Origin of the sequence: Streptomyces sp. NBC_01166, assembly GCF_045039765.1 — a bacterium.
Classification (GTDB): domain Bacteria; phylum Actinomycetota; class Actinomycetes; order Streptomycetales; family Streptomycetaceae; genus Streptomyces.
In genome coordinates, this window is sequence record NZ_CP108613.1 from 6,373,511 (window position 1) to 6,388,408 (window position 14,898).

The window sequence follows — 14,898 nt, forward strand, 5'->3', positions numbered from 1 at the left end:
CCGTCGCGCGGCGCGCCGGACGGGTGAACCGGGCCGGGGGATATATCTGTATTCGGTGCCCTTTGTTCCGGACCGCCTGTCGTGATCGCACTTATCCTCTGCCATTTCGCACTGGCGGCGTGCTCGGCGCCGCTCGTGCGGCGGCTCGGCAGATACGCCTTCGTCGTGCTCGCGCTGCCCCCTGCGGCAACCACGGTGTGGGCGGCCACCGAGTGGGGCGGCACGGAGGCGGGCCGGGCGGTCACCTGGTCATGGGAGTGGATCGGCACCTACGACGTGTCCATCGCCCTGCGCCTGGACGCGCTCGCCGAGCTGATGGTGCTGCTCGCGGCCGGGGTGGGCATGCTCGTCCTGTTGTACTGCGCGTACTACTTCACCGACGACTCACCCCAACTGGCCCCCTTCGCCGGGAACCTGCTGGCCTTCGCCGGCGCCATGCTCGCCCTCGTCCTCGCGGACGACCTGATCTCGCTGTACGTGTTCTGGGAACTGACCACGGTCTTCTCGTACCTGCTGATCGGTCACACCAGCCGGCGCAAACAGAACCGCCGCTCCGCCCTCCAGGCCCTGACGGTCACCACACTGGGCGGCCTGGCGATGCTGGTCGGCTTCCTGATCCTCGGTGAGGCCGCGGGCACCTACCGGATCTCCGCGATCGTCGCCGAGCCGCCGGAGCCGACCCTCGCCGTATCCGTGGCCGTCGTCCTCGTGCTGTGCGGGGCCCTGTCCAAGTCGGCGATCTGGCCGTTCAGCCTCTGGCTGCCGAACGCCATGGCCGCGCCCACCCCCGTCAGCGCCTATCTGCACGCGGCGGCCATGGTGAAGGCCGGCGTCTACCTGGTGGCACGGCTCGCCCCCGCCTTCGCCGACGTCCCCGTCTGGCGGCCGATCGTGCTGGTACTGGGGGGAGCGACGATGCTCCTCGGAGGCTGGCGCGCCCTGCGTCTGAACGACCTGAAGCTCGTCCTCGCCTACGGCACCGTCAGCCAGCTCGGCTTCCTCACGGTGCTCGCCGGGGCGGGGAACCGGAACGCCGCGCTCGCGGCCCTCGCGATGATCCTGGGGCATGCCCTGTTCAAGGCCGCGCTGTTCCTCGTCACCGGCATCGTGGACCACGCGACCGGCACCCGTGACCTGCGCAGACTCTCCGGCCTCGCCCGCACCACGCCGTACGTCTGCGTGGTCGCGGTCCTCGCCGCCGCCTCCATGGCCGCCGTGCCTCCCCTGCTCGGATTCGCCGCCAAGGAGGCCGCCTTCGACGCGTTGTTGCACGGCGACACCGCCGACCGCTGGGTGCTGGCCGTCACCGTCGTGGGCTCGGTGCTGACCGTCGCGTACACCCTGCGCTTCGTCTGGGGGGCGTTCGCCCGTAAGCCGGGTGTCCCCGACACCCCCACCCACCGCGTCGGCGCCGGCCTCCTGGCCCCGCCCGCCGTTCTGGCCGTCGCCGGACTGGTGCTCGGCCCCGGCGTCGGATGGACGGACCGTCTGTTCGCCGCGTACGCCGACGTCTTCCCGGCCCCCGCCCACCCCTACCACCTCGCGCTCTGGCACGGCTTCGGGACGGTCCTGCTGCTGTCCGCCCTGACCTGGGCGGGCGGCGCCGTGCTCTTCGCGCGGCGCGTGACGATCACCCGGTTCTCCCGACGCGTCGCCTGGCCGACCGCGGACAGTGTCTTCGGGCACCTCCTGCTGGGCCTGGAACGTGTCGCCCTCCAGGTCACCGGCTTCGTCCAGCGCGGCTCCCTCTCCGGCTACCTGGCCATCACCCTGCTGGTGATGCTCTCCGGCCAGCTGGCGGTCCTGATCACGGACCGTCCCTGGGAAGGAGCGGTCGCCCCCCGCGTGTGGGACGCCCCCCTCCAGGGCGCGGTGGCCCTGCTCACCTGCGCCGCGGCCCTCTCCTGTCTGACCGTCAGCCGCCGGATGAAGGCCGTCGTCCTGGCGGGACTGACGGGCTACGGGGCGGCCCTGCTCTTCGTCGTACAGGGCGCGCCCGACCTGGCGCTCACCCAGTTCTGCGTCGAGACCGTGTCGATGATCGTGTTCGTGCTGGTCCTGCGCCGGCTGCCGGTGCGTTTCGAGGAGTCGATCGGCACGTGGCGGCGCGCGATGAGGATCCCCGTGGCGCTGGCCGCGGCGGCGACGGTCGGCGTGGCCGTCTGGGCGGCGGGAGCCGCCCGGGTCGCCGAGCCCGCGGGCGCGGCGATGGTCGAGGAGGTCGCCCATCACGGCCTCAAGGACGTGGTGGCCACCATCCTGGTCGATCTGCGGGCCTGGGACACGATGGGAGAGTCCGCCGTCCTCGCGGCGGCGGCGATCGGCGTGACCAGCCTCATCTACCTGCACCGCCGCGGCGAAGCCCCCATGCAGAGGGAGGAGTTGCGGGGGGAGACCGCCTGGTCGCTGTCCGGCCGACGGCTGGCAGGTCTGCCGCAGGGCGACGACACGGCGCCCGAACGCAGCTGGCTGGCCGCCGGATCGACCCTCGCCCCCGAGCACCGTTCCGTCGTCTTCGAGGTGGTGGCCCGGCTGCTCTTCCATCCCATTCTGGTGCTCTCCCTCTATCTGCTGTTCTGCGCGGAGAACATGCCGGGCGGCGGCTTCGTCGCCGGACTCGTCGCGGGCCTCGCCCTCATCACCCGCTATCTGGCGGGCGGAAGGTTCGAACTGGCGGAGGCCGCGCCGCTGCAGCCCGGCCTCTTCACCGGACTCGGACTCTTCGTGTCCACCGGGGTCGCCCTGGGCGGCCTCGCGGAGGGGACGGTGCTGCACGCCTGGACCTACCACGGGCATCTGCCGCTCTTCGGCGACTACCACCTGAGCACATCGGTCCTCTTCGACTTCGGTGTCTATCTGCTGGTGCTCGGTGTGGTCCTGGACATCGTGCGGGCGCTGGGCGCCAAGGTCGACCGGCAGATCGAACGGGCGGCGGGCGCGCTGATCGCCGCGACGGACACCGGGAAGGGGGAGCCGAAGCGATGACCATGAGCGCCTCGCTGCTCGCCACCGCCGTCGTCCTCTGCGCGGTCGGAGGCATCCTCATGCTCACCCGCCCGCTCACCCGCATCCTGCTCGGTGCCGTGATCGCGGGAAACGGCATCAACCTGCTGGTCCTCTCGTCGACCGGCTCGGCGGGTGCGCCGCCCCTGCTCTACGGCGTGCCGCTGCGGAGGATCACCGACCCGCTGCCCCAGGCCATCGCCCTCACCGCCATCGTCATCACCCTCGCCACCACGGCGTTCCTGCTCGCCATGGCCTACCGCAGCTACCAGCTGACCGGCACCGACGAGGTCCACGACGACCTGGAGGACCGGCGCATCTTCCTGCGCGCGGAAGTGCTGGGGGAGCGGGCCGAGCTCCGTGAGGAGTACCGGGCGGGGCCGCGCCCCTCGCGGCAGGAGCGTGCGCGCTACCGCGAGGAACACCGCCGGCTGCGGGCCCGGCTCCGCGCGGACCGCGCACTTCAGGCCCGGGGCCGCGATGCAGGCGGAAACCTGTGGCACGACGTGCTGGGAGCCGATCCGGAGGACTACGTGAAGGACAAGGACGACGACCGAGGAGCCGCCGGATGAACGCGCTCGTCCCGCTGCCCGTCCTGCTGCCGCTCTGCGCCACCGGGGTGAGTCTCGCCTTCGGCACCAGGCTCGCGCGCTTCCAGCGCTTCATCAGCGTGGCCGTCCTCACCGCCGTCCTCGGTCTCTCGGTGGCTCTGATGATCGCCGCCGACCGCCTGGGACCCCTCTCCGTCCATCTCGGGGACTTCGCGCCGCCGCTGGGCATCACGCTGGTCGCCGACCGGCTGTCCGGGCTGATGCTGACCGTCTCCTCGGCGGTCACCCTCTCCGTCCTGGTCTACTCGCTCGGCCAGGGCATGGCGGACCGGGACAAGGAGACGCCCGTCGCCGTCTTCCACCCCGCCTATCTCATCCTGGTCTCCGGGGTCTCCCTCACCTTCATCGCGGGCGACCTCGTCAACCTCTACGTCGGCTTCGAGATCATGCTGGTCGCCAGTTTCGTCCTGCTCACCCTCGGCGGAACGGGCGCGCGGATCCGGGCCGGCTCCACGTACGTGATCATCTCCCTGTTCTCCTCGATGCTGTTCCTCACCGCGATCGCCATGACCTACGCCGCCACCGGAACGGCCAACCTGGCCCAGCTTGCGGTCCGGCTGCCCGAACTCCCGCTCGGTGTGCAGACCCTGATCCAGGCCATGCTGCTCACCGTCTTCGCCATCAAGGCCGCGGTCTTCCCCCTCGCCGCCTGGCTCCCCGACTCCTACCCGACGGCGCCCGCGCCCGTCACCGCCGTCTTCGCGGGCCTGCTGACGAAGGTCGGCATCTACTGCATGCTGCGGACCGAGACCCTGCTCTTCCCCGGCAACCGGCTCGGCGATCTGATCATGGCTGTCGCCCTCGTCTCGATGCTCGTGGGCATTCTGGGGGCGGTCGCGCAGACCGACCTGAAGCGGCTCTTCTCCTTCACCCTCATCAGCCACATCGGGTACATGGTCTTCGGTATCGGCCTCGCCACCCGTGAGGGGTACGGCGGCGCTATCTTCTACGTCGCCCACCACATCACCGTCCAGACCACCCTCTTCCTCGTGGCGGGACTCATCGAACGCCGGGGCGGGACCAACGAGCTCACCCGGCTCGGAGGACTGGCCAGATCGGCTCCGCTGCTCGCGGTCCTCTTCTTCGTCCCCGCGATGAACTTCGCCGGGATCCCGCCCTTCTCCGGTTTCATCGGCAAGCTCGGACTCATGCGGGCCGGGGTCTCGGACGGCGGTGTCTGGGCCTGGATCCTCGTCGCGGGCGCGACCGTGACGAGCCTGCTCACCCTGTACGTGATGGCCAAGATCTGGAACCTGGCCTTCTGGCGTACCGAGCCACCGGGCCAGGCCGCCTACGGCACCGTCCTGGAGACCGCCGACGACAGCGACGACGAGGACACCGACACCGGGCCCGACCGCATCCCCGGCACGGGCGACGAAGGGGTGGGGCCCCCACCGGCCGGCCAGACCCAGGCCGCGACCCTCCAGGGGAGGGCCGTCACCACCACGATCCGCCCGCCCAGGGCCATGACGGCGGCCACCGCGGGAGCCGTCCTGCTCGGCCTCGCCTTCACCGTGCTGGCCGGCCCGCTGGCGGCGTTCACCGACCGTTCGGCAGCCGAACTCATCGCGCGCCGTCCCTATGTGGAGGAGGTGCTCGGCCGGTGAGGCGCCTGATCACCCTGTCGTACCACAACCCCGATCTGCCGCCGTACAGCGTCGAGTTCGCCGGCCGCCGGCGCCGCGTCCTCGACCTTCCGCTGATCGCCTGGCTCACCCTGATCTGGGTCATGCTGTGGTCCACCCTGACCTGGGCCAACGTCGTCACCGGCGTGGTCGTCGCCGTGGCCGTCTGCCTGGCGTTCCCGCTGCCGCAGGTCGATCTGGGGCTGCGGCTGCACCCCTGGGGCATCCTCCGGCTCGCCGGCTATCTGCTCTACGACATGTACACCTCGGGCGTGAAGGTCACGCGGCAGATCTTCGTCGGCCGCCCGCACCGGCCCGCCGTCATCGGCGTACCGCTGCGGTGCCGCAGCGACCTGATGCTCGCCGCGACGGCCGTCTCCGTGTCCAACGTGCCGGGCGGCTCCGTCGTGGAGGTGCGCAGGGCCACCGCCACGCTCTTCATGCACGTGCTGGACGCGGACAGACCGGAGGAGCTGGAGGCGGCACGGCGCTCCGTCTGGAAGCTGGAGGAACTGACCGTCCGGGCGTTCGGCACCTCCGACGAGATCGCCCGGGTCTCCGGGCCACCACCACCGGTCGCCGGGTCCGACGGCGGAGAGGAGGAATCGTGAGCGGCCCCGAGACCCTCGACCGCGTGCTGATCACCGCCGCCGTCGTGTTCGTCGTCGTGGCGGCCGCGCTGCTGCTCTTCCGGATCAGCCGCGGGCCCTCCATGCTCGACCGGGCCATCGGGCTCGACGTCTTCGCCGCGGTGATCATCGCGGGGCTGGGGGCCAAGTCCGCTTTCGCCCGGGACCCGTTCTACTTCCCGGTCATGCTGGTGCTCGCGTTCCTCGGCTTCACCGGCTCGGTGGGCATCGCACGCTTCATCGCCGTACGCGACAAGCCGCTGTCGCGCCGGAAGGCCGAGGGGAAGGAGGGGCAGCGGTGAACGTCTGGCTCCAGATCACGGACACGGCCGGCGCGGTACTCGTCTTCCTCGGCGCGGCGATCTGTCTCCTCGGCGTCGTCGGCATGCTCAAGCTGCCCGACGTCCTCTCACGCAGCCACGCGGCGACCAAGCCGCAGACCCTCGGGCTGCTGCTGGTGCTGGCCGGTGTCGCGCTGAGGCTGCGCAGCGGGATGGACCTGGCGACGCTCGCCCTCATCGGCTTCTTCCAGCTGATGACGGGCCCGGTGGCCGCCCACCTGGTGGCCAGGTCGGCATACCGGACGGGGCAGATCGAGCGCGGTGAGCTCCTCTTCGACGACCTGGACGCACAGCTCACCGAGCCGGGGCCCGAACCCGGTGGTGGGCCGGAACCGGGGGGTGGATCCGAGCGCGGCCAGGGGAGTTGAACGCCCCGGACCACGGTACGTCTCCGTATCCCCACGCCCCGCACACGATTTCTGCGATGATGCGCCGGGAATCCACCGGGCGCTGGGGGGCGTATGGGAAGCACGGGTACGGTGCTGCGCGAATTGCGCGGCGCGCAGAAGTCGTCCAAGGGTGTCTCGCTCTACTCGCGGTACGTGAACCGTCCGGCCGGGCGCATGCTCGCCGCCGGTGCCTACCGCGTCGGACTGACGCCTAATCAAGTCACCTCGGTCAGTGCGTTGTTCACCTTCGCGGCGATCGCCGCCGTGGCCCTGGTGGAGCCGTCCTGGTGGCTCGGGGTGGCTGTCTACGCAGGTCTGGCCGTCGGCTTCGCCTTCGACTCCGCCGACGGCCAGCTCGCGCGGCTCACCGGGCGGGGCGGGCCGGACGGCGAGTGGCTCGACCACGTCGTCGACTGCGCGAAGATGATCCTCGTCCACAGCGCCGTACTGATCTCCTTCCACCGCTTCGGCTCCCTGCCGGGCGAGGGCTGGCTCCTGCTGCCGCTCGGTTTCCTGTTCGTCGCCGTGCTCACCTTCTGCGCGGGTCTCCTGCGGGAACAGCTCGGCAAGGCGGCGGCCCGCGCCGCACCGGTAGCCGAGGGTCCCGCGGCGCCGGTGTCCCGGGTCCGGGCGGTGGCCCTGCTGCCCGCGGACTACGGGGTCTTCTGCCTGGTCTTCCTGCTGCTCGGCGCACCCGGGGCGTTCCGCGCCGGGTACGCCGTGCTCGCGGTCGTGCACGCCTTGTTCCTCGTGGCGTTCCTGGTCAAGTGGTTCAGGGAGCTGAAAGCGCTCCGGGCCGGCTGACGAGCACGTCCAGCGCCCGGCGCAGCTGGGTGCTGGACGTGTGCACCGTGTACGGGAAGTAGACGACCTCCACCCCGACCTCGGCGAAGTCCCGCTCCAGACGTTCGCCCTTCTCCGTACCCCGCCAGTCGTCACCCTTGAAGATGACGTCGAAGCGGACCTGCTGCCAGGTCTCGACCTTGTCCGGAACGGTCTCCACGAACGCCGCGTCCACGTGACGGATGCTGCGCACGATCTCCAGCCGCTCGGGCAGCGGGATCACCGGTCTGTGGCCCTTGGCCAGCTCGGCCATCTCGTCGGAGACGACTCCGGCCACCAGGTAGTCGCACTGGCTGCGGGCGTGCCGCAGGATATTGAGGTGGCCGACGTGGAACAGGTCGTACACCCCCGGCGCGTAGCCGACTCTGTGCTGCACCATCCGTTCTCTCCCCCCACGGTGGAACTGGTTCAACGACCTTACTGTGAAGAACACTTGTGCAACCCGTGAACGGATAAGCTCGGAGGAGAGGCTGTTCCGGGGGGAAGGCGATCATCCGTTGTCCGCAGCTGAGCATCTGAGACCGTTCGAAAACCGCAGACTTCTCGTGGTCTCCACCAACTACGCCCCCGAGCTGACGGGCATCGGGCCGTACGCCACACAGCTCGCCGAGCACTGGGCGGCGTCGGGGGCCCGGACCGAGGTCCTGGCCGGCATGCCGCACTACCCCGCCTGGCGCGTGGACGAGGGGTACCGGGGCGTGTGGCGCAAGGAGGAGAGCCGTGAGGGCGTACGGATACACCGGCGACGACACTATGTGCCGCCCCGTCAGACCGCTCTGCGCAGAGGCGCGTTCGAGGCGAGCGTGCTCGCCCACGGGATCCTCGCCCCGCCGCCCGGACGTTTCGACGCGGTGGTCTCCCAGATGCCGAGCCTCGCGGGCGGTGTGCTCGGCGCCCGGCTGGCGCGCCGCCACCGCGTCCCCCACATACCCGTCGTCCAGGACCTGATGGGCGCCGCAGCCGCGCAGAGCGGCATCCGCGGGGGAGGCAGGGCGGCGGACGTCGCCGCGAAGGCCGAGCGTTACGCGCTGCGTGGCGCGGCCCTCGTCGGTGTCATCCACGGGAGCTTCGTGGAGGGGGTCACCGCCCTGGGCGTGGACCCCGGACGCATCCGGGTGGTCCCCAACTGGACGCATGTGACGAGCCCTTCGGCCGACCGGGCCGCCACCCGGGCCCGCCTGGGCTGGGACGTCTCCACCCCCGTACTGCTGCACTCCGGGAACATGGGCCTCAAGCAGGGGCTCGAAGTCCTCGTCGGCCTGGCACGGCTGGCCCCGGACATCCGCGTCGTCCTGATGGGCGACGGCAACCAGCGCGACGGACTGCGCGAGCTTGCGGCAGGGCTGCCCAACCTCGACTTCCTGCCGCCCGCGGACGCGGACGACTTCACCGATGTGCTCGCCGCCGCGGATGTGCTCGCGGTGACCCAGCGGGCCTCCGTGCTCGACATGAGCGTGCCGTCCAAACTCACCTCGTACTTCGTCTCCGGACGCCCCGTCGTCGCCTCCGTGGCCGACGGGGGCGGTACGGCGGACGAGGTGCGCCGCTCGGGCGCGGGCGTCCTCGTGGCCCCCGAGGACCCGGCCGCGCTCCTCGGAGCCGTACGCCGGCTGGCCGCCGACCCGGTGGCGGCCGACGCGCTGGGAGCGCACGGCCCGCGCTACGTCGCACAGCACCTGAGCAGGGAGGCAGGCCTCGCCCGCTTCGACGCCCTGCTCACCGAAGCGCTCGGGGACGCGCGAACAGGTGACACACGAGGGGGAGCACGCCGATGACCCATCAGATCCGTCCCCTGGACGACCAGGACGAACCGGCTCTGCTGCGCGACCAGTTCCGCCAGCTCCTGCGCTACCGCCTCCTGCTCGCCGGGGGCGTCGTCGTGGGCCTTCTCGGCGGGGGCTTCCTCGCCCTGAGCGGCGACGACACCTACACGGCCACCGGCGAGGTGCAGGTGCGCTCCGCGACCGCGGACCCCTTCGCCACCGGGGCCTCCGCGGACAAGGGCATCAACATCGGCTCCGAACGGCAGACAGCCGTCAGCGACACCGTGGGCGACCTGGCCGCCGGGACCCTGCTCAAGAAGGGCGACGACGTCACCGCCCGGAAGCTGCTGGCCGGCCTCCAGGTCACCAACCCGCCCAACACCCTCACCCTCCGCTTCTCCTACACGGGGGCCGCCCCCGAACAGGCCAGGTCCCGCGCCGAAGCGCTGGCCAACGCCTACCTCGCGCACCGGAAGGCGCGAACCCAGGAAAGCCTCGACAACATGGCGAACGGCTACCGCGCGCAGCTCGAACCACTGGAGGAGAAGCGCGATCTGCTGGAGGAGCGGACCGGCGTCGACGCCGCGGACGACGTCAGCAGCGCCCGCGCCAACATCATCGTCTCCATCTCCGAGCTGAGCCGGAAGATCTCCGAGCTCAAGGCGCTCGACACCACTCCCGGCTACCTCAACAAGAAGCCCGTCGCCCCCACCGAGCCCGCCGGCGCGGGTCTGCCGCTGCTCCTCGGGCTGGGCGCCGTCGTCGGCCTCGCCCTCGGCCTGCTGCTGTCCTGGGTGCGTCTCGTCTTCGACCCCGCCGTACGCTCACCCCGCGAACTGGTCCGCTCCCTCGGGGCCCCGCTGCTCGGCACGCTGCCCAGGGAACGCGCGGCCGGGGACGGCCTGCTCGCGATCGGGCGCAGCGGTTCGCGGCTCGCCGAGGAGTACCGCGCGGTCGCCTTCCGGCTCGCCTACGACCCGTCGTTCGCCGAGCGGCGCAGGCTCCTGGTCACCGCCCCGCGCGGGGACAACGCGGCCGCGGCGGCCGCGGCGGTCAATCTTTCCGCCGCCTTCGCAGAGATGGGCCGCGACGTCCTGCTCGTCGAAGCCGATCTGCGTACCCCCTCCCTCGCCCATGACCTGGGGCGGGCGGCCCACGAGGTGCGGCCGCCGCGCTGGGCCGCCGACGAGAGCGACCGCGGCTGGCCGGCCGGCGGCCGCTCCAACGTGGACGTGCCCGGCTCCGGCGCGTTCGCCCTGGTCGCCGGGGTCACCGCGGACAACGTGCCGCGCGCCCTGACCTCCGCGTCCGTCGGACGGGTCGTGGCCGAGGCCGACCGCCCGGGCACCGTGGTCATCGTCCTCGCCCCGCCGGTGCTGTCGTACGCCGACGCGGTCGCCCTCGTCGACCGCGTGGAGGGCGTCATGATCGTCTGTGATCCGCGCGAGGTGCACCGCAGCGACCTGGAACGCATCCGCGAGATCATCGGCGCCTCCGGCGGCTCGGTGCTCGGCGCCCTCCTCCACCCCGGCCGGGCCCGGCTGCGCCGCTCGGAACGCCGGCACAAGTCCGCCCGGCGCCGCACCGGCGGACCGGACGGCCCGGCCGCCGACGTGGACACGCCGGAGACCACCGGGAGCCCCGACGAGACCATGGGGCTGCGCTCCTTCACCCTCCCGGGGGCGCGCCGGTGAGAGCCCGCACCGCGATCCTCTGCTCGGTCGCGGACCAGGGCGTGGCGGCGCTCACCAACATCCTGGTGCTCGTGGCCGCCGCCCGGCTCTCCACCGTGGCCGACTTCGCCCGTTTCTCGGCGGTCTACCTCGTCTTCACGGTGCTGCTGGGTGTCTCCGGCGCGTACACGGGGCAGCCCTTGGTCCTCCGGCGCGGCGGGGGTGAGGAGACCCGGGGCGCCTGCCGCTCGGCCGTCGTGTTCACCGTCGGGGCGTCGGCCGCCCTCGGCGCGCCGCTGGCCGCCGTCTGCCTGTTGGTCCCGGGGGACACCGCCCGCGCCCTGCTGGCGCTCGGCCTCGTCCTGCCGGTGGTGCTTGGACAGGATGCGCTCCGCTACGCCTTCTCCACCCTCCAGAAGCCCCATCTCTCCCTGATCGCCGACCTGTTGAGACTGACCTGCGTGCTGGGTGCCCTGGCCGGCCAGGAGTACGGGGCAACCCCCGCCCGGCTGATCGCCGTCTGGGGGCTCTCGGCCCTGCCGGCCCTTCTGCTCTCCGCCGTGCTGCTGCACCGCTCGACCGCAGGGGCCCCGGTGTCGCTGCGCCCGCTGCTGAGGCGCGGCCATCTCGGGCAGCGCTTCACCGTCGAGTTCGGTGTCGGCAACGCGACCAGCCAGCTCTCCGTCCTCGGGCTCGGCGCCGTCGCCAACCCCCTCCTGGTCGGAGCCCTGCGCGGGGCGACCACCCTGTTCGGGCCGCTCAACGTGCTGTTCACCTCCGCCACCTCCTTCGGCCCCCCGATCCTCGGCCGGATCGGCGACGAACGGCGCCGGGTGCGGGCCACCGCGGGCCTCGCCGCCGTGCTCGCCGCCACCGCCGCCCTCTGGGCCGCCGCACTCGCCCTGCTGCCCGAGCGGGCGGGGCGCGAGCTCCTCGGCGACACCTGGCCGACGGCCGCAGCCCTGCTCCCGGCGACCGGCAGCCAGTACGCGGCGATGGCCGTGGGCACCTGCGGACTGCTCGCCCTGCGCATGCTCGACCCGCGTACGACGCTGAGCATCCAGGTGGTCTTCTCACTCACCGCCGTGGCCCTCATGGCCGGGGGCTACGCCCTCGGCGGTGTCCCCGGGGCCGCCTGGGGGCTGTGCCTCGGATCGCTCTGCAAGGCCGCCGCCACCTGGACCCGGGTCGCCCGGCTGCGCCGCCGGGGCACGGCGCGGACCCTCAGCGCCGACGCGCTGCCCGCTGCTCCCTGAACGTGCTGACCAGCACCAGACACAGGGCGGCGATCGCCAGCTTCCCCGCGGCCTGGAGCAGCGGCCCCCGCAGCAGGATGAACGTGTACCCGGCGATCAGCGGCGCCGCGATCGCCAGCACGCTGCCCGGCCCGGGGCCCGCCCGTGTGACGGCCAGGGCGTACCTCCGGTCCGTGCGGGCCGCCGCGTAGCCGATCAACGCCAGCCCGCCGATCATGCCGGACGCGCCGAAGTCGACCCAGAACTCGGTCCACAGCGGAGCCGACAGGTTGGTCATGTTCATCCCCATCCACTCGCCGACCCGGACCCCGGTGTCCTCGGGCTTTCCGCTCCACACGGCCCTGGGTACGAAGAAGAGGGCGGAGCCCGCGAGTTGACGGCCGTAGGTGTGGCCCCGGGTCTCCACCCAGGAGATGGTGTTGGCGAACATCACCGTCTGGTCGTAGTCCTTGGTGGCCAGCGGCTCGAAGACGGAGGCCGACTGCACGGGCCGGTACCCCTCGTCGTCGTAACGGAAGCGGTCGGCGTACGGGAACAGCACCAGTGCCCCCACCACGCCCATGGCGAGCACCGAGCGGTACACCGCCGCACTGCTGGGGAACGCGGTGAACAGCAGGGACACCAGCACCGTCAGGAACCAGTAACGCGCGTTGGATATCGGGTTGTTCACGATCAGGTTGACCGCCGCGAGCGCCACCCACACCAGCGCCGTCGAGGGGGAGCGCCGGGCTCGGCGGGAGGTCACCAGGCGCCGGGTGTAGAAGAGGAACGCCAGCAGCGCGGGGACGGTGCCGAAGCCCTTCAGGAACGCCGAGCCGACGTTGGACTCCGCAGAGGCCACCCCGCTCTGCGCCACCGTGTCGCTGATCTCCTGACGGCTGGAGAAGAAGACGGCCGGCCCGCCGAGCTTCAGTACGTAGTACGCGCTCGCCAGCAGGGCGAGCAGCACCAGCAGCCGCAGCCTGACCGGGTGGGCCACGGCGGGCCCGCCCGTGGCGCGCGAGGGAGCCCGCCTCTTCAGCGGGCGGCGTGAGGCCAGCAGCGCACCCAGATCGAAGGCCGCGCACCCCACCAGGATCATCGCGATCGCCGTCACCAGGTCGGAGCGCGGTCCCACCATCGGCGTCGGGGTCTGCCCGATCACCACCTGGGCGAACGGCGCCACACCCATGGCGATGTACACGAACATCCAGAAGACGCCCTGGAGCAGCCGCCTGCGGGTCGAAAGGATCATCGTGGCGAGCCGGGCCCCCGCATAGCAGGTCAGGACGAGCTGCAGCCAGTAGGCGGTGTCCCGTACCCCCGAACCGGGCTGGGCGGCGATCACCGCAGGCAGGAAGCAGACCAGGCCCAGGATGAGCGGCACGGACAGCGCCCGCGAGAGCATCGCCCACGTCAGGGGCCTCGCCGGAGGCTCGGCCGGCGGGCGCGGAGCGCTCTCCCGGACGGCGACGGCCTTCTCCGACTCGCGCACGGACGTCATGACCCCCCCCGATCACCGGCCCCGAGGGCCCCATGGCCCACGAACACCTTAACGAATGCGCCCACTTGAGGTGATGAGATGGCTAGTCTGTGAACAGTCGGCCGAGGTTGAGGGGAACCCTGGTGAAGGTCCTGCACATCGTCACGCTGCACACTCCGGACCACGCGTTCGGCGGCCCGACCCGGGTCGCGCTCAACCTGTCCAAGGTACAGCGGGCCGACGGCGACGACGCCCGCATCATGGCGCTCGGCGACGGCTTCGCGGGCGCGCTGCCGGACACGGTCGAAGGGGTGCCCGTACACCTCTTCCAGGCGCGGCACCTGCTGCCGATGTTCGAGGTCAGTGGCATCACCTCCGGCGCCCTGCTGAACACCGCACGCCGCATGATGCGCGGCGCCGACCTCGTCCACGTCCACCTGATGCGCGACCTCGTGACCCTGCCCGCAGCGCTCCTCGCCCTCGCCACCCGCACCCCCCTCGTCGTCCAGACGCACGGCATGGTCGACCCGACCGAGAAGCGCGTCGCCCAGCTCACCGACCTGCTGGGCGTGCGCACGGTGCTGCGCCGCGCCGACGCCGTGCTGCACCTCACGGAAGCCGAGCGCCTCGACGTGAACGCGGTCGCCGCACCGGTCGCCCTCACCAACACCGTCAGACTCGTCAACGGCGTCCGGCCGCAGGAGCGTAAGCCCGCCCGGGACGAGGGCCGCCCGCCCACCGTCCTCTTCCTGGCCCGCGTCCAGGAGCGCAAGCGGCCCGAGGACTTCGTCGCGGCGATGCCGGCCGTCCTCGCCCGGCACCCCGACGCCCGCTTCGTCCTCGCGGGACCGGACACCGGTGCGCTTCCCGGCACGCTGGCGCTCGCCCGGAAGCTCGGCGTCATGGACTCGCTGGACCATGTGGGTCCCCTCGGCCACGAGGAGGTGCTCGCGGCCGGGCGGCAGGCCGATGTGTATGTCCTGCCGTCGATCGAGGAGCCCCTGGGCGTGTCCGTCCTGGAGGCCATGTCGGTCGGCACGCCCGCCGTGATCACCCGTACCTGCGGACTCGGCCCCGACGTGGCGGCGGCCGGGGCGGGCCGGGTGATCGACAGCCGGGTCGGCGAGGACGCGGAGAACGCCCGCAAGGTCGCCGACGCGGTCCTGGAACTGCTGGAGCCCGAGGCCAACGACCGTGCGGGGAAGGCCGCGTGGAACCTGGTCAACGAGCAGTTCACCATCGAGGCCGTCACACGGACCCTCCGGGGGACCTACGAGGACGTGGTCCGCCGGAGGGCGTGATG

13 protein-coding genes are annotated in these 14,898 nt (G+C 72.0%); 11 read left to right on the plus strand and 2 right to left on the minus strand.

The window, feature by feature from the left end:
• Window positions 1-81 precede the first annotated feature (81 nt).
• The 7 genes from OG379_RS29335 to OG379_RS29365 all read left to right on the plus strand — a co-directional run bounded on the left by OG379_RS29335 (window position 82) and on the right by OG379_RS29365 (window position 7,402).
• On the plus strand, window positions 82-2,985 hold the full coding sequence (locus tag OG379_RS29335) for a Na+/H+ antiporter subunit A (RefSeq protein ID WP_405665969.1): 2,904 nt from the start codon (window positions 82-84) through the stop codon (window positions 2,983-2,985).
• Window positions 2,982-3,575 carry a Na(+)/H(+) antiporter subunit C gene (locus OG379_RS29340; protein ID WP_405665970.1) on the plus strand — a complete coding sequence of 198 codons (594 nt, stop codon included), beginning with the start codon at window positions 2,982-2,984 and terminating at the stop codon, window positions 3,573-3,575. Before OG379_RS29335 ends, OG379_RS29340 begins: the two co-directional genes overlap by 4 nt.
• On the plus strand, window positions 3,572-5,221 hold the full coding sequence (locus tag OG379_RS29345) for a Na+/H+ antiporter subunit D (protein ID WP_393764612.1): 1,650 nt from the start codon (window positions 3,572-3,574) through the stop codon (window positions 5,219-5,221). The genes OG379_RS29340 and OG379_RS29345 overlap by 4 nt, the downstream gene beginning before the upstream one ends.
• Window positions 5,218-5,850 (plus strand): Na+/H+ antiporter subunit E, encoded by a 633-nt coding sequence (locus OG379_RS29350; protein ID WP_405665971.1) that lies wholly within the window; start codon window positions 5,218-5,220, stop codon window positions 5,848-5,850. Before OG379_RS29345 ends, OG379_RS29350 begins: the two co-directional genes overlap by 4 nt.
• Window positions 5,847-6,170, plus strand: a complete 324-nt coding sequence (locus tag OG379_RS29355; RefSeq protein ID WP_393764608.1) for a monovalent cation/H+ antiporter complex subunit F — start codon at window positions 5,847-5,849, stop codon at window positions 6,168-6,170. Before OG379_RS29350 ends, OG379_RS29355 begins: the two co-directional genes overlap by 4 nt.
• On the plus strand, window positions 6,167-6,577 hold the full coding sequence (gene mnhG, locus OG379_RS29360; RefSeq protein ID WP_405665972.1) for a monovalent cation/H(+) antiporter subunit G: 411 nt from the start codon (window positions 6,167-6,169) through the stop codon (window positions 6,575-6,577). The genes OG379_RS29355 and mnhG overlap by 4 nt, the downstream gene beginning before the upstream one ends.
• A gap of 93 nt (window positions 6,578-6,670) precedes the next feature.
• Window positions 6,671-7,402: a CDP-alcohol phosphatidyltransferase family protein gene (locus OG379_RS29365; protein WP_405665973.1), complete on the plus strand. Its 732-nt coding sequence runs from the start codon at window positions 6,671-6,673 to the stop codon at window positions 7,400-7,402.
• Here the strand turns inward: OG379_RS29365 and OG379_RS29370 are convergent.
• Complete coding sequence (locus OG379_RS29370) at window positions 7,371-7,820, minus strand: adenylyltransferase/cytidyltransferase family protein (protein WP_393764603.1); 450 nt, start codon at window positions 7,818-7,820, stop codon at window positions 7,371-7,373. The genes OG379_RS29365 and OG379_RS29370 overlap by 32 nt on opposite strands.
• Window positions 7,821-7,938: 118 nt before the next feature.
• Between OG379_RS29370 and OG379_RS29375 the strand changes: the two genes are divergently transcribed.
• The 3 genes from OG379_RS29375 to OG379_RS29385 are packed head-to-tail and all read left to right on the plus strand — an operon-like array spanning window position 7,939 to window position 12,133.
• A complete protein-coding gene (locus OG379_RS29375) occupies window positions 7,939-9,216 on the plus strand; it encodes a glycosyltransferase (protein WP_405665974.1) in 1,278 nt (425 codons plus the stop codon).
• Entirely contained in the window at window positions 9,213-10,898 is a 1,686-nt protein-coding gene (locus OG379_RS29380; protein ID WP_405665975.1) for a lipopolysaccharide biosynthesis protein, read from the plus strand. Before OG379_RS29375 ends, OG379_RS29380 begins: the two co-directional genes overlap by 4 nt.
• Window positions 10,895-12,133, plus strand: a complete 1,239-nt coding sequence (locus OG379_RS29385) for a hypothetical protein (protein WP_405665977.1) — start codon at window positions 10,895-10,897, stop codon at window positions 12,131-12,133. The genes OG379_RS29380 and OG379_RS29385 overlap by 4 nt, the downstream gene beginning before the upstream one ends.
• Here OG379_RS29385 and OG379_RS29390 read toward each other — a convergent pair.
• Window positions 12,102-13,616, minus strand: a complete 1,515-nt coding sequence (locus tag OG379_RS29390; RefSeq protein WP_405665978.1) for a hypothetical protein — start codon at window positions 13,614-13,616, stop codon at window positions 12,102-12,104. The two genes, OG379_RS29385 and OG379_RS29390, sit on opposite strands and share 32 nt — an antisense overlap.
• Window positions 13,617-13,738: 122 nt before the next feature.
• On the opposite strand from OG379_RS29390, the gene OG379_RS29395 reads away from it, so the two are divergent.
• Complete coding sequence (locus OG379_RS29395) at window positions 13,739-14,896, plus strand: glycosyltransferase (RefSeq protein WP_405665979.1); 1,158 nt, start codon at window positions 13,739-13,741, stop codon at window positions 14,894-14,896.
• Window positions 14,897-14,898 lie beyond the last annotated feature (2 nt).

What these genes read in the sequence shown, in the direction of transcription:
- OG379_RS29365 (WP_405665973.1), top strand. Translation starts at nt 6,671, where the DNA reads ATGGGAAGCACGGGTACGGTGCTGCGCGAATTGCGCGGCGCGCAGAAG.
- OG379_RS29345 (WP_393764612.1), top strand. Translation starts at nt 3,572, where the DNA reads ATGAACGCGCTCGTCCCGCTGCCCGTCCTGCTGCCGCTCTGCGCCACC.
- OG379_RS29370 (WP_393764603.1), bottom strand. Translation starts at nt 7,820, where the DNA reads ATGGTGCAGCACAGAGTCGGCTACGCGCCGGGGGTGTACGACCTGTTC.
- OG379_RS29380 (WP_405665975.1), top strand. Translation starts at nt 9,213, where the DNA reads ATGACCCATCAGATCCGTCCCCTGGACGACCAGGACGAACCGGCTCTG.
- OG379_RS29390 (WP_405665978.1), bottom strand. Translation starts at nt 13,616, where the DNA reads ATGACGTCCGTGCGCGAGTCGGAGAAGGCCGTCGCCGTCCGGGAGAGC.
- OG379_RS29340 (WP_405665970.1), top strand. Translation starts at nt 2,982, where the DNA reads ATGACCATGAGCGCCTCGCTGCTCGCCACCGCCGTCGTCCTCTGCGCG.